General features: G+C 56.4%; 10 protein-coding genes and 2 pseudogenes. 7 read left to right on the forward strand and 5 right to left on the reverse strand.

The features are described from left to right. Positions 1 to 16: 16 nt before the first annotated feature. The 7 genes from ybgF (at position 17) to folD (ending at position 8,572) form a co-directional block, all read left to right on the forward strand. A complete protein-coding gene (ybgF, locus tag AC0L6A_RS06920; RefSeq protein WP_473293077.1) occupies positions 17 to 850 on the forward strand; it encodes a tol-pal system protein YbgF in 834 nt (277 codons plus the stop codon). Next, a complete protein-coding gene (gene tilS, locus AC0L6A_RS06925; protein WP_473293079.1) occupies positions 847 to 2,085 on the forward strand; it encodes a tRNA lysidine(34) synthetase TilS in 1,239 nt (412 codons plus the stop codon). The genes ybgF and tilS overlap by 4 nt, the downstream gene beginning before the upstream one ends. Before the next feature lie 88 nt (positions 2,086 to 2,173). After that, a complete protein-coding gene (gene ftsH, locus AC0L6A_RS06930) occupies positions 2,174 to 4,093 on the forward strand; it encodes an ATP-dependent zinc metalloprotease FtsH (protein ID WP_473293081.1) in 1,920 nt (639 codons plus the stop codon). A gap of 115 nt (positions 4,094 to 4,208) precedes the next feature. Beyond that, on the forward strand, positions 4,209 to 4,790 hold the full coding sequence (locus AC0L6A_RS06935) for an MOSC domain-containing protein (protein WP_473293082.1): 582 nt from the start codon (positions 4,209 to 4,211) through the stop codon (positions 4,788 to 4,790). A gap of 207 nt (positions 4,791 to 4,997) precedes the next feature. After that, a complete protein-coding gene (locus tag AC0L6A_RS06940; RefSeq protein ID WP_473293083.1) occupies positions 4,998 to 6,674 on the forward strand; it encodes a formate--tetrahydrofolate ligase in 1,677 nt (558 codons plus the stop codon). 84 nt (positions 6,675 to 6,758) lie between these two features. Continuing rightward, positions 6,759 to 7,652: a bifunctional 5,10-methylenetetrahydrofolate dehydrogenase/5,10-methenyltetrahydrofolate cyclohydrolase gene (locus AC0L6A_RS06945; RefSeq protein ID WP_473293084.1), complete on the forward strand. Its 894-nt coding sequence runs from the start codon at positions 6,759 to 6,761 to the stop codon at positions 7,650 to 7,652. A gap of 17 nt (positions 7,653 to 7,669) precedes the next feature. Further along, positions 7,670 to 8,572: a bifunctional methylenetetrahydrofolate dehydrogenase/methenyltetrahydrofolate cyclohydrolase FolD gene (gene folD / locus AC0L6A_RS06950; RefSeq protein WP_473293086.1), complete on the forward strand. Its 903-nt coding sequence runs from the start codon at positions 7,670 to 7,672 to the stop codon at positions 8,570 to 8,572. Positions 8,573 to 8,774: 202 nt separating this feature from the next. Here the strand turns inward: folD and AC0L6A_RS06955 are convergent, their stop codons facing one another. The 5 genes and pseudogenes from AC0L6A_RS06955 to AC0L6A_RS06975 all read right to left on the reverse strand — a co-directional run bounded on the left by AC0L6A_RS06955 (position 8,775) and on the right by AC0L6A_RS06975 (position 13,806). Further along, on the reverse strand, positions 8,775 to 9,176 hold the full coding sequence (locus AC0L6A_RS06955) for a hypothetical protein (protein WP_473293087.1): 402 nt from the start codon (positions 9,174 to 9,176) through the stop codon (positions 8,775 to 8,777). A 124-nt stretch (positions 9,177 to 9,300) separates the two neighbouring features. After that, positions 9,301 to 10,095: a crotonase/enoyl-CoA hydratase family protein gene (locus AC0L6A_RS06960; RefSeq protein WP_473293088.1), complete on the reverse strand. Its 795-nt coding sequence runs from the start codon at positions 10,093 to 10,095 to the stop codon at positions 9,301 to 9,303. A gap of 55 nt (positions 10,096 to 10,150) precedes the next feature. Continuing rightward, the gene (locus AC0L6A_RS06965; RefSeq protein ID WP_473293407.1) at positions 10,151 to 10,585 is read right to left on the reverse strand and encodes a PaaI family thioesterase; all 435 of its coding nucleotides are present in this window, start codon (positions 10,583 to 10,585) and stop codon (positions 10,151 to 10,153) included. 77 nt (positions 10,586 to 10,662) lie between these two features. Beyond that, positions 10,663 to 11,326, reverse strand: a pseudogene (gene pdeM, locus AC0L6A_RS06970) (ligase-associated DNA damage response endonuclease PdeM). Between the two features lie 48 nt (positions 11,327 to 11,374). Next, a pseudogene (locus tag AC0L6A_RS06975) lies at positions 11,375 to 13,806 on the reverse strand (ligase-associated DNA damage response DEXH box helicase). Positions 13,807 to 13,898: the final 92 nt, after the last annotated feature.

The raw sequence follows: 13,898 nt of genomic DNA on the forward strand, positions 1-13,898 counted from the left end.
TGAAGGAGCCTGAGATATGGTTGCAAGATCCTTGAAAGCCTTACTGCTTGGCGCGGTTCTGGTTGGCGCTCCCGTTCTGGGGATGGCGCAAGACCGCGCGCAGTCCTTGGCGGATATCCGGCAGGAACTGACTGTTCTTTATGTCGAAATTCAGAAACTGAAGACCGAGCTTTCGACCACTGGCAGTGCCAATGTGAATTCCGGCGTGGGAAGTCTATCGCAGCGCATGTCTGCCATTGAGGGAGAGATGTCGCGGCTGACCTCGAAAACCGAGCAGTTGGAGCATCGGATCAACTCGATCGTGAAAGATGGGACCAACACGATTGGTGATCTGGAATTCCGTCTGGTCGAGCTGGAAGGCGGCGATATTTCGAAGCTGGGTGAGACATCGACGCTTGGTGGTGGTGCGGTTCCTGAAGGACCGGTGACGGCTCCTGAGCCGACAACACCTGCCGGGACAGAACTGGCTGTGGGTGAAAAGCAGGATTACGACGCCGCGGGGGCTGCGCTTGAGGCTGGCGATTTCGAACAAGCTGCAACGCTGTACACCCAGTTTGTCGAAAACTATCCGGGCAGCCCGCTGACCTCTGAAGCGCATTTCCAACGTGGTGAGGCATTAACGGGTAGCGGAGATATCAAAAACGCCGCTCGCGCCTATCTGAAGGCGTTCTCGGGTGCTCCGAACGGTGAACGTGCGCCTGATGCTCTCTATCGCCTTGGCCACTCTCTGGGCGGTCTTGGTCAGGTGTCTGAGGCCTGCGCCACATTGGGTGAGGTCGCAAAGCGTTTCCCCGGCGCTCCGGCTGTCGCGGATGCTACAGCGTCACGCCAAGCTTTGGGTTGTCCGTGACGTCTGATCAGACATTTACCGATGCTCTTGACCGGGCCCGCCAGCGCGGGCCCGTTTCGCGTCTTGGGCTGGCGGTGTCAGGCGGCAGCGACAGCATGGCGATGCTTGTCCTAGCGCATGACTGGGCGAAAACGCGCACCGTAGAGTTACGCGTCGCAACTGTGGATCATGGTCTTAGACCAGAGGCCAGACAGGAAGCGGATTGGGTTGCGGCGCAGTGCGACGCGTTGGGCCTTCCGCATGCGACGTTAAGCTGGACGAATGCCCCCCGCGGAAATGTGCAAAGCGCCGCGCGAACTGCGCGTTATGAACTGCTGTCCAAATGGGCACAGCATCACGCGCTTCATGCTGTTGCATTGGCACACACGTCCGATGATCAAGCTGAAACCTTCATTATGCGACTGGCACGAGGGTCTGGCGTGGACGGGTTGGCCGCGATGCGCGCCGATTGGGATGCGCAAGGCGTCCGCTGGTTGCGTCCGGTCCTGAGCTGCGGTCGCGAGGACCTGCGCAGCGCACTATCAAGTCGCGGCATGACATGGGTCGATGATCCATCAAACGAAGACACGCATTTCGAACGTGTTCGTGTTCGCCAAGCCATGGATGACCTTGCAAAGCTTGGGTTGGACCAAAACAGGTTGGTAAGCACCGCGCAAAGAATGTCGGATGCCCGCGAGGCTTTGACTTATACAGCCTATCAAGCGGCTGAAAATCTGGCAGAGGTTCACTTGGGCGATGTGGAGTTTCCGGTAAAGGGATACACGAAATTGCCCACCGAAACCCGCCATCGTCTTTTGACAGCTGCAATAGGTTTCGTTTCGGGTGCTCCATACAGGCCCCGCTATGACGCGCTTAAAGAAGTTGAGCAGCAAGCGCTTTCAGGACAACGGCGCACTCTGTCAGGGTGCGTGATGTTCATGAAAGATGGTCAGCTTGTTGTTGGTCGCGAGCTACAGGCGGTGCGGTCCACAAGCGCAAACCCTGGTCAGGTTTGGGACGGGCGCTGGATGCTGACCGGCCCAAAAGGGAAACAGGTTCGCGCTTTAGGTGAGGCCATTTCGGACTGTGAGGACTGGCGCGCGACGGGTCATTCACGCGATCGCTTGATGACCACGCCTGCGCTTTTCGACGGTGACACCGTTCTGGCTGCGCCATTGGCAGGATTTATGTGTGCTGGCACCACGTTATCCGGCCCAAAAGAAGCTGATTTCCTGAAAGCCATTTTATCGCATTGAACCTTTGCCAATCATCCCTATTTTAAGGAAACGGTGTTAAGCTCTCAGCTTGGCGCCCAGTCGTCATGGCATTCAAAGGAGATCCCCCTTGGGCAACGCGAGAAATTTCGCCTTCTGGATTGTACTGTTTGTACTGATTCTGGCCTTGTTTAACTTGTTTTCGAACGGTCAGTCAGGGCTTGCATCGTCTCAGGCAACCTATTCAGAATTCATTGCCGCCGTGGAAGGCGACAACGTGAAGTCTGTCACTCTTGATGGTGAGAAGCTGATTTATCAGGCTGGCGACGGCAAGATTTATCAAACTGTTGTGCCGCGTGACGCGAAAGTGACGGATCGTTTGGTTGCTGATGGGATCGAAGTGACCGCAGAGCCGCAGCAACAATCTGGGTTCATGAGCATTATAACTCTGCTTCTGCCAGTTGTTCTGCTGATCGGCTTTTGGTTCTTTATGATGAACCGGATGCAAGGCCGCGGGGGCGGCGGTGCCATGGGTTTTGGCAAGTCGAAAGCCAAGATGCTGACAGAGCGTGAAGGGCGTGTGACCTTTGACGACGTAGCGGGCATTGATGAAGCCAAGGAAGAGCTGGAAGAGATCGTAGAATTCCTGCGCAATCCACAGAAATTCAGCCGTTTGGGCGGCCAGATCCCCAAAGGTGCGTTGCTTGTTGGCCCTCCGGGTACAGGTAAGACGCTGCTGGCACGCGCGATTGCGGGCGAGGCAGGTGTTCCTTTCTTCACCATCTCGGGTTCAGATTTTGTGGAAATGTTTGTAGGCGTCGGCGCAAGCCGTGTCCGTGACATGTTCGAACAGGCCAAGAAAAACGCGCCATGTATCGTTTTCATCGACGAGATTGACGCCGTGGGCCGCTCGCGTGGCGCCGGCTATGGTGGTGGGAATGATGAGCGCGAACAAACGCTCAACCAATTGCTGGTCGAAATGGACGGTTTTGAGGCCAACGAAGGCGTGATCATTCTGGCTGCGACCAACCGTCGTGACGTGCTGGACCCCGCGCTTCTGCGTCCGGGCCGTTTTGACCGTCAGGTCACCGTATCCAACCCTGATATTAAGGGCCGTGAAAAGATTCTGGGTGTGCATGCCCGTAAGGTGCCTTTGGGGCCGGATGTTGACCTGCGTACAGTTGCGCGTGGTACGCCGGGATTCTCGGGTGCTGATCTGGCCAACCTTGTAAACGAAGCCGCCTTGATGGCGGCGCGCATTGGACGCCGTTTCGTAACAGCCGATGATTTCGATAGCGCGCGCGACAAGGTCATGATGGGACCAGAGCGGCGCTCGATGGTCATGTCGGACAATGAAAAAGAAATGACAGCTTATCACGAAGCGGGACACGCCCTGCTTGGAATATTGCTGCCTAAACACGATCCGATCCACAAGGCTACAATCATCCCGCGCGGTCAGGCCCTTGGTATGGTTCAGCCTTTGCCGGAAATGGACAAGCTGAGCTGGCACAAAGACGAAATGGAACAGAAGATCGCCATGGGCCTCGCAGGTAAAGCCGCCGAGATCTTTAAATGGGGCGAGGACAATGTGTCCAGCGGTGCGCAAAGCGACATCCAGCAAGTCAGCCAGATCGCACGTGCCATGGTGATGAACTGGGGCATGTCGAAGAAGGTCGGTAACATCGACTATTCTGAAGCCGCCCAAGGTTACAGCGGCAACACCGGCGGGTTCTCGGTTTCTGCAAAGACCAAGGAAATCATCGAAAGCGAAGTGAAGCGTATTCTTGACGAGGGCTATAACCTTGCCTTCAGCACGATCAAGGAAAATTCGAAAGAGTTCGAACGCATCGCGCAAGGCCTGTTGGAATACGAAACCCTGTCTGGTGCTGAACTTGAACGTGTGATGAAGGGTGATTCACCCCATGCACCGGAAGACGAGGATGACGGAGACGATGGCAATGCGCCCTCGGTCGCCGCAATTCCCAAGACCAAGCCCCGCAAAAAGCCGTCTGACGATGGTGGGGAAATGGAACCGGAACCCACTTCATAAATCTAAAAAAACCTCAGGGCCCTGCCTTGGGGTTTTTCTTACAGGATGACACAGGGTTTGATTTGCGCCCTCGGTCGTCGCAGGGCAGGATGCGCGAGTATCGATAGGAACCGCAATGCCCGCACTTGTCCAGACGGAATTTTACGCAACGATCACCTGGCTTGGGGTCACCCCTGATCGAGGCCAAACAATGCGCAGTGAAGCCCGGGATGCGGTGGATCTGACCTATGAGGGTATTCGCGAAGAGGCGCGTTCTGGTATGACGCGATTGTCTTGCCCCCGTGTTTCAAACCAATACGCGCAGGGCACGGAAATTAGAAATGTGCGGCAGGTGTCGATTCTTTCAGCCGAAGAACTGGCCCACGTTGCCAAGACGCTTGAGCTTGATCAGATCGATCCAGCATGGCTGGGCGCTTCGATGATTGTCGAGGGCATCCCCGATTTCACTCATGTCCCACCGTCGTCGCGATTGCTGGCGGATAATGGCACTTGTCTGGTTATTGATATGGAAAATCGTCCCTGTAACATCACGGGACGCGAGGTTGAACGCGCGCGACCCGGTCACGGGATTCGTTACAAGCAAGCTTCGCAAGGTAAACGTGGCGTGACGGCTTGGGTCGAACACACGGGTCACCTTAGAACGGGCGACCGTTTGCGTCTGTTCGTTCCAGCGCAGCCTGGTTGGAGCGCTGCCTAAGCTCTCAGCGCGATTTGGGCGTCTTTTTGCGCCCTTCCTGTCCTATGGGAAACCCGTGCAAGCCAATTCGACGAAATCGGCGGCAAACATGTCGGATTTCACCCTGTCTGACGGTTTCCAACCCGCTATTCAGAAGTGGATAATCGGTCGTAGCGCTAACAGGGGCGCGTCCGAATTGAACATGCTCTCGTTTCTGAAGGATCTGCCATGAGCTATAAATCTGACATCGAAATTGCCCGCGAAGCCAAAAAGCGCCCGATTCAAGAGATCGGCGACAAACTGGGCATTCCGACCGATCACCTGCTGCCATACGGCCATGATAAGGCGAAGGTAAGCCAGGAATTCATCAACTCGGTCCAGTCCAAAGAGGACGGCAAGCTGATCCTTGTGACCGCGATCAACCCGACGCCTGCGGGCGAAGGTAAGACCACAACCACTGTGGGTCTGGGCGATGGTCTGAACCGTATTGGCAAAAAAGCCATGGTTTGTATCCGCGAAGCATCGCTTGGTCCGAACTTCGGTATGAAGGGTGGTGCCGCTGGTGGCGGTTACGCTCAGGTTGTTCCGATGGAGGAAATGAACCTCCATTTCACAGGTGACTTCCACGCGATCACCTCGGCGCATTCGCTTCTGTCGGCGATGATCGACAACCACATCTATTGGGGCAACGAGCTTGAGATCGACGAACGTCGTGTGGCGTGGCGTCGTGTGGTCGACATGAACGACCGTGCACTGCGTGACATCGTATGTTCGCTGGGCGGTGTGGCCAACGGCTTCCCGCGTCAAACAGGATATGACATCACTGTGGCGTCAGAAGTTATGGCGATCCTGTGTCTGGCCAACAACCTGCAGGACCTGCAGAAACGTCTGGGCGACATCATCGTAGCCTACACCCGTGAGCGCAAAGCGATCTATTGCCGCGACATCGGTGCTGACGGCGCGATGACCGTTCTTCTGAAGGACGCAATGCAGCCGAACCTTGTTCAAACGCTGGAAAACAACCCGGCCTTCGTTCACGGCGGCCCGTTTGCCAACATCGCGCATGGCTGTAACTCGGTCATCGCGACGACCACAGCGTTGAAGCTGGCTGACTATGTTGTGACCGAAGCCGGTTTCGGTGCCGACCTTGGTGCCGAGAAGTTCATGAACATCAAGTGCCGCAAAGCGGGTCTTGCCCCGTCGGTTGTGGTGCTGGTTGCCACCGTGCGCGCCATGAAGATGAACGGCGGCGTCGCCAAGGCTGATCTGGGCGCCGAGAATGTAGGAGCGGTCGAAAATGGCTGCGCCAACCTTGGTCGCCATATCGAAAACCTGAAATCCTTCGGTGTACCCGTGGTGGTTGCGATCAACCACTTCGTAACAGACACCGACGCAGAGGTGCAGGCGGTTAGCGACTACGTGGAAGGTCACGGGTCGGAAGCCATCTTGTCGCGTCACTGGGAATTGGGTTCGGAAGGATCGGAAAATCTGGCCAAACGTGTGGCCGAGATTGCAGACGCTGATGTGTCAGCCTTCGCTCCGATCTACCCGGATGAAATGCCGCTCTTTGAGAAGATCGAAACTGTCGCCAAGCGTATCTACCGTGCTGACGAGGTTCTGGCAGACGCCAAAATCCGCAACCAGTTGAAAGACTGGGAAGAGGCTGGATACGGCGACCTGCCGGTCTGTATGGCGAAAACGCAGTACAGCTTCTCGACCGATCCGAACCTGCGCGGTGCGCCGACGGGCCATTCGGTGCCGGTACGTGAGGTCCGCCTGTCGGCGGGCGCTGGTTTCATCGTCGTTGTCTGCGGCGAGATCATGACCATGCCGGGCTTGCCGCGCAAACCCGCGGCGCTTTCGATCGGCCTGAACCCAGAAGGCGAGATCGAAGGTCTTTTCTGATCTAAACAACAAAGGGCGGGTCAAACCCGCCCTTTGCATTTCAAGAAGTCCTCACCCAAATTCCCGCAAAGAAGGAGAGGGGCCATGAATGGCACCAGCGCCACACTAATTGATGGCAAGGCCATCGCCGCCGACATGCGCAAAGACGTGGCTGTACGCGCAGCCGAACTGACCGAAAAGGGGTGGTCCCCAAAACTGGTTTCGTTGTCTGTTGGCGATGTCGCAGCGGCAGAGCTTTATGTGCGCAATCAGCAAAAGTCGGCAGAAAGCGCCAGGGTTGAGTTCGAGGCACGCAACTATCCCACCGAGACCTCGCTGGAGCAGTTGACCGGCATCATCCAAGGCCTGAACGCCGACCCACGTGTAAACGGGATCATCATTCAGCGCCCATTGCCGGATCATATCCCGGTGAAGACACTTCAAAAGCTCGTACATCCGCTGAAAGATGTGGAAGGCATGCACCCGGCTTCGATCGGCAATATCGTCTATAACGATCTCGCATTGGGTCCATGTACCGCCGTGGCTGCGGTCGAAATCCTCAAGACATTGCCGCTTGATATGGAAGGGCTGAACGTCACCGTGATTGGCCATTCCGAGATCGTTGGCAAACCCATCGCCTTCCTTTTGATGGGGTTGGGCGCGACGGTGACCGTGTGTCACCACATGACCCGCTCGGTCGCGATGCATTCACGCGCTGCAGATGCAGTATTTGTTGCAGTGGGTGTGCCCGGTCTGGTGACGGGTGAGATGTTGAAACCCGGCTGTGCGGTGATCGACATTGGTATCAACCGCGTTGACGGCAAGACCGTAGGCGACGCGGATTTTGAAAGCTGTAGCCAAGTGGCCGGTTGGATCACCCCCGTTCCCGGCGGCGTCGGCCCCGTGACTGTTGCGACATTGATGTCGAACGCGGTATTGGCAACTGAAATGCAGATGAATCACTATCGGGACGCCTATGCGCGTGCCGAATTTGACTGACAGGTAAGGAGAGCGCGATGACAGCTCAGATTATTGACGGCAAGGCATTTGCGGCGGAAGTCCGTGCAAAAGTTGCAGCACATGTGACCCGTGTGAAAGAAGAAAATGACATCACGCCCGGCCTTGCTGTGGTGCTGGTTGGCGAAGACCCGGCGTCTCAGGTCTATGTGCGCTCGAAGGGCAAGCAGACCGTTGAAGTGGGGATGAACAGCTACGAGCACAAGCTGGACGTGGACACCTCGGAAGAGGATCTGCTGGCGCTGATCGACAAGCTGAACAATGACCCCGCCGTGCATGGCATTCTGGTGCAGCTGCCGCTGCCCGGTCACCTGAACGAAGACCTTGTGATCAACTCGATCGATCCGGCCAAGGATGTGGACGGGTTCCACATCTCGAACGTGGGCCTTCTGGGCACCGGCCAGAAATCGATGGTGCCCTGCACCCCGCTGGGCTGTCTGATGATGCTGCGCGACCACCACGGATCGCTGTCGGGGCTGAATGCCGTCGTCATCGGCCGCTCGAATATCGTCGGCAAGCCGATGGCGCAACTGTTGCTGGGCGACAGCTGCACCGTGACCATAGCGCACAGCCGCACGAAAGACCTGCCGGACGTGGTGCGCGGTGCTGATATCGTGGTGGCCGCTGTAGGACGCCCCGAAATGTTGCCGGGTGATTGGATCAAAGAAGGTGCAACCGTGATCGACGTGGGCATCAACCGGATCGATGCGCCCGAAAAAGGCGAAGGAAAGACACGTCTCGTGGGCGATGTTCATTTCGAAAGCGCAGCCGCCGTGGCCGGAGCTATCACGCCGGTTCCAGGCGGTGTTGGTCCCATGACCATCGCGTGCCTCTTGGCAAATACACTGACAGCGTGCTGTCGTGCGAATGCTTTGGCTGAGCCCGAGGGGCTGACGGCGTAAGCTTGAGGCTTAGGAGAATCGAGGCGGCGTCAGGGGAACTTAGCGCCGTTCTTTGTGTTAGACGACGGCTATGCGGGATAGAGGTGACATTGGTCTTTGCTGTGCCAACGGACGCTTTCGGGGATCAACAGACGAGAACAGTATTGCCATGGAATAACGCTCTGGATTTTGAGCATTCACTTATTTGCGCTTGGCAACGCGCTTACTTTGGCCAAAAGTACCGTCGCCAAATTTCGCGTGTATCAATTCTCGTTCCGGCAAGTCTTGCTAGGAAATCCTCGTAGCATTCCAGGGCAACATCCAATTCTCCAAGTTCGATAGATTGCGAAATCCCCATGGCAATGCCGATTAACCGGTATCTTAGCACGTCTTCATCGTAGCTGAATGCCCGCGAACCAGCACTACTTAGGAAATCATCAACCGCACTTCTTAGTTGTTTATGCCCATTGGAGATCTGCAAAATTGAGTTCCATGTTTCCGTTGCCGCAACTTCAGGAAGCTCTGGATCCACGTTATATAGCCCGTTCATTTCATTCAGAAACGAAACAGCGTGTGCGGCGGCCGCGATTGGGTCATTGGGGTAAAAGAGTCCGTCATTTCTCATTCGTCAAATCTACTCTCGCAGGTCAGCAAATGAAAAGGAGTCATTCAATTATCTCTCAACAACTCGAACTTTGGGTTCAATGCCGACATTATCCAACGGCAATACCCTTCAAACCTTCAAACCTTCAATCCTTAAACTCCGCCTTCCGCTTTTGCATACCAGCCATGACTGCTTCCATCTGATTGGGCTGGCCCATCAGCTTTTCCTGCGCTCGACTTTCGGCAATCAAAGTATCTTCCCACCCCATGAGTTCGGTTTTTCGAATGAGTGCTTTGGCCGAACGAATGGCGTCGGGTGATTTCTCAGCAATCTCGGTGGCCAAAGCCTGCGCCCTCACAAGTGGGTCATCCGTAAGTTCAGTGACAAATCCCCATTCAAGTGCCTGCGACGCCTCGAACTGTTCGGCAGAATAGGTAAGCTTGCGGATTACGTCACCTCGCGCCAGACGCCGCATTAAAACCATCCCGCCCATGTCGGGTATGATGCCCCAACGGCCTTCCATGATGGAAAAACGAGTGTCTGGGGCGGCAATGCGCATGTCTGCGCCCAGCATGATTTGGAACGCGCCGCCGAAGGCATAACCATGCACCGCGGCAATCACGGGTTGGGGCATCTCGGCCCAAACCATGCTGGCGGCTTGAAACAGGTTCGAATTGCCGTGGGTGCGATCCAGAAAGACGTCACCTTGCATCGCGTACTGGGCGATCTGTGGCATGGCGGCCAGATCAAGCCCCGCAGAAAAGGCCGGTCCGTCGCCTGTAAGGACAACGGCGCGGATGTCTTTTCGGGCTGCCAAAGTTTCGCCCGCGTCCACAATCGCGCGGATCATGTCCAGATCCAACGCATTGCGTTTGTCCGCGCGCGTCAGGGTGACCGTGGCAACTTGGTTTTCTTCCGTGATTGTAACGCGTTGTGACATGTTGTTCCCCTTGGTTCATGGGAGTTTGCGCTTGGCGACGCCACACAGGCAAGTGTCACGTTGCGGCAACCGGGATGTCGACGGGGACCATGGTTCCCATCAATTTGGCAATGTGAATAGACTGTGTGCCGTCTTGTGCCCAAACGTCGGCCTCGACCGGTACCAGCCTGCGACCCGCGCGGATCACGCGACCCTCGGCCACCAGCCGGTCGCCTTTTGCAGGGGCCAACAATTGGATCTTCATCTCGGCGGTCAGAACTTCCTGATCCGGTCGCATGACAGATAGCGCGGCATAGCCTGCGGCGGTGTCCCCCAACGCAAAGGTCAGGGCCGCGTGGCCGAACCCATGCTGTTGGCGCATGTCATCAGGGATGGGACTGGTGATCCTGAACAGTCCCGCCGCGCAGCGCTCGATACGCGCGCCAGCAAACCGCATCAGGCTTTGCGACGCAAAGCTACCTTGCAGGCGTTGTTCGGTTTCAGCAGTCAGGTCGGTCATGGAATGTCCTCTCGGATCAAGCATAGGGCCAAGCCAGCCCCGAGGAACCGAAACGCCGCGTCACTGGTTTATCTGGGCATAGGAATGGGACGGGGTGGGCTGCCGGTTAGAACCGCAATAGCTTCTTCGCGCAAGAGGTCGGACAATGCGGCATCATCAGATCGAAGCCCGCCTGTATAGGTGCCGTAGGCGGGTAGAATTACGCGGTCAGTGTCAAAAAGCATACAGGGGCGACTGACGGGCCCGGTTCGCAAGTGAATGCGTGCCTTCGGATGGTAGTGCCCTGACACCTCGGCACTGGCCCCGTCGCGCGCAATATGCCGAAAATAAAGTGGCGGTTCGAACAGTTCAGCCAGATGAGTGCCTCCAAATTCCACCGGACCCGGATCGTGGTTTCCTTCGATCCACACCCAGCGCCGACCAGCCATCAGTCGTGTAATCCAGAGCGTTTCCGCCTCGGGCAAGTTGTAGAGAAGACTCCAGATCGTCGAAGCTGTCACCCAAACACACAACGATCGAGGCGTCGGTTTGGCGCAAATCTTCTTCAAGCTGTTGAAGCGTATCCCGTGTCTCGTACGGGGGCAGCAGTCGGCCTAAGCGCCGCGCGGCGCGTTCGGATTTCCCTAGATGGAGATCCGAAACACATAGCAATGACTTATCTGACCACCACAATGCCCCTGACGGAAGCAAGGACAGTTTTGCACCCGCAAAGTCGAACTTAAAATCCTGCATCAAATACACCCTTCCCGAATGCGAGTGTGGCATGCGGTTGTGCCGCTGTCACTTGGGAAGAAGTGTCGACAGGCCAGATTGCTCCATCAGGCGATCCGCTTCGGCCTGTAGCAGTGTTTCGCGTCCCGCGCCGTCTACCGGAACTTTGCCGACTTCAAGGAAAAGCGGGGCGGAAAAAGGGGTGACCTGATCGGTTACGACGTGGTCGATCTGGCCTTGGGTGCGCTCCATCATCTCGTCGATGCGACCGAACCCGATGAGGCCGCGCATCGCCTCGGAGCGCGTGATTTGCAGCAATAGATGATCGGGATCGTATTTGCGCAATGTGTCGTACAGGATGTCGGATGAAAACGTGGCCTGACGACCAGACGAGCGTTTGCCGGGCAGGTTGCGGGTGATCAATCCGGCAATTGTCGCAGCCCCTTTGAAGCTACGTTTCATCAGGGCGTTCTCAGCAAGCCATCCTTCAAGCCCATCGTGTAGCTGATCTGCGTTCAGCACCTGCGTGGGATCGGTAATCGGAGCGATAGACCATATCAGCGTGGCGTAGTCAGTGGCCACAAAACCAAGAGGTCCAAGGCCGAGTTCCTCCATTTGTCGGGTTACCATCAAGCCCAAAGTCTGTTGTGCATTCTTTCCCGCAAAGCCGTAAATACAGCTATGCGCACGGTCTTCGTGCGGGAAGCTTTCCACAAGGATACGGCCGGGGCGGGGCAATTGGCTAAGCGCAGCCTGCAGTTTGATCCAGTCCAGCGTGTGACTGGGAAGATCGGGAAGGGTAGGGCGGTGCAAAAGCTCTAATATGCGCACAGAAAGCTGTGTTGATGTTGCAAACTTTGTGCCCGAGAAGACCGCCAGCTTAGGTTTTCGCCCGCGATCAGGGCTAACTTGCACCTCCATCTCTCGCAGGCTTTCAAATCGAACGATCTTGCCGCCCATCAGAAAGGTATCCCCCGGTACAAGTGACGCCGCAAAGCTTTCTTCGACCTCGCCCAAGGGTTTTCCTGCGGATGCTCTGGAACGTCCCTTCATCCGGACTTTCAACGTGTCTGTGTCGATGATCGTACCGACATTCATGCGCACTTGTTGTGCCGATCGCGGATCACGCAGATGCCAAAGCCCATCTGGTCGCAGCATCAATCGCTGCCAACGATCATAGGCTTGTAGAGCATAACCCCCGGTCGCGACGAAATCCAAGCAGTTGTCAAACGCTGCACGTGACAAACTGTGGTAGGGGCCTGCTTTCTTCACCCCACCGAACAGCAGATACCGCATCAAACGGACTTGCACAGGCGGTGATCAGTATGTGCTGGCACAGAACGTCCAAAGGTCCGGGCCCACGCGGGTCACCATCAAGGTCATGGGCCAGAACGGCCTCAATCGCGGCGTGGCATTCAATAACTTCCCATCTGTTGGCAGGCAGGATCAGCGCTTTCGAAGGGGCGTTATACCGGTGATTGGCGCGACCAATCCTTTGCACCAAACGCTTCACATTTTTGGGCGCACCCACCTGAATGACAAGATCTACGTCACCCCAATCAAGCCCCAGATCCAAACTGCCTGTGCAGACCACAGCGCGAAGTTGTCCTGCAACCATGGCCGCTTCGACCTTCTTGCGCTGTTCAAGCGCCGAAGAATCCATGATGGATGCCAATGGGTAAGCTTGCTTCGTTGGCCAGCCAGAGTTCATGAAAGAAGATCTCGGCCTGAGCACGTGTGTTGTGGAAGATCAGCGTTGTTTTGTGTTTGGCCACCTGTTCAAGGACTTCAGGAATGGCATAGCGCCCCCCGCCTCCTGACCACGGGGGCGGGGTGTCCGTCGTCAGCATGCCGATGTCCGGATCAGGCCCGGGATCAGCTTGTACAATATGACAGGGCGCAGGGTGTGGGGCGACGAAACGTGCCAGTTCAGGAGGGTCTTCGACCGTTGCCGACAATCCAACCCGTCGCAGGTCTGGGCACATGGCCTGAAGCCGCGACAGGCACAGCATCAGCTGATCGCCCCGTTTGCTTTCAGCCAGCGCATGTAGTTCATCGACGACCACCCGTTTCAACCCGGCAAACATTCGCGGCGCGTCTTCGTAGCTAAGCAGAAGGGCAAGGCTTTCTGGGGTTGTCAGCAGGATATGCGGCGGATAGGCGCGCTGTGCTTTCTTGCGCGTCTGTGTTGTGTCGCCCGAGCGATCTTCGACCCGGATGTTTAATCCCATGTCACTGATGGGGGACATAAGATTACGCCGCATATCAGCTGCCAATGCCTTAAGCGGCGAGATGTACAATGTGTGAAGGCCGTTGTCTGGGGTTGGGCCCAGCTCGACCAAACTGGGTAGGAAGCCCGCCAGAGTTTTGCCGCCTCCCGTTGGGGCAATTAGCATAAGCGCCGGGTCAGCTGACCGCTCCAGCATCTCAACCTGATGCGGATGGGGTGCCCAATCGCGATCGGAGAACCAGTTTTCGAACAAAGCGGGAAGGGCTGTCATGGAATTAGAATAGATAATTCTATGGCCGGGTGAAATTGTTCATTTTCGAACAACGGAAAATCGGTGGGTATTCGTATCACATAGGAAGATCT

The organism is Aliiroseovarius sp. D2-2 (assembly GCF_055809455.1).

Bases quoted from the DNA above. Each gene is read 5' to 3' on its own strand.
- AC0L6A_RS06940 (WP_473293083.1), top strand. From the start codon at position 4,998: ATGAGCTATAAATCTGACATCGAAATTGCCCGCGAAGCCAAAAAGCGC.
- ybgF (WP_473293077.1), top strand. From the start codon at position 17: ATGGTTGCAAGATCCTTGAAAGCCTTACTGCTTGGCGCGGTTCTGGTT.
- AC0L6A_RS06955 (WP_473293087.1), bottom strand. From the start codon at position 9,176: ATGAGAAATGACGGACTCTTTTACCCCAATGACCCAATCGCGGCCGCC.
- AC0L6A_RS06960 (WP_473293088.1), bottom strand. From the start codon at position 10,095: ATGTCACAACGCGTTACAATCACGGAAGAAAACCAAGTTGCCACGGTC.
- AC0L6A_RS06935 (WP_473293082.1), top strand. From the start codon at position 4,209: ATGCCCGCACTTGTCCAGACGGAATTTTACGCAACGATCACCTGGCTT.
- folD (WP_473293086.1), top strand. From the start codon at position 7,670: ATGACAGCTCAGATTATTGACGGCAAGGCATTTGCGGCGGAAGTCCGT.
- AC0L6A_RS06945 (WP_473293084.1), top strand. From the start codon at position 6,759: ATGAATGGCACCAGCGCCACACTAATTGATGGCAAGGCCATCGCCGCC.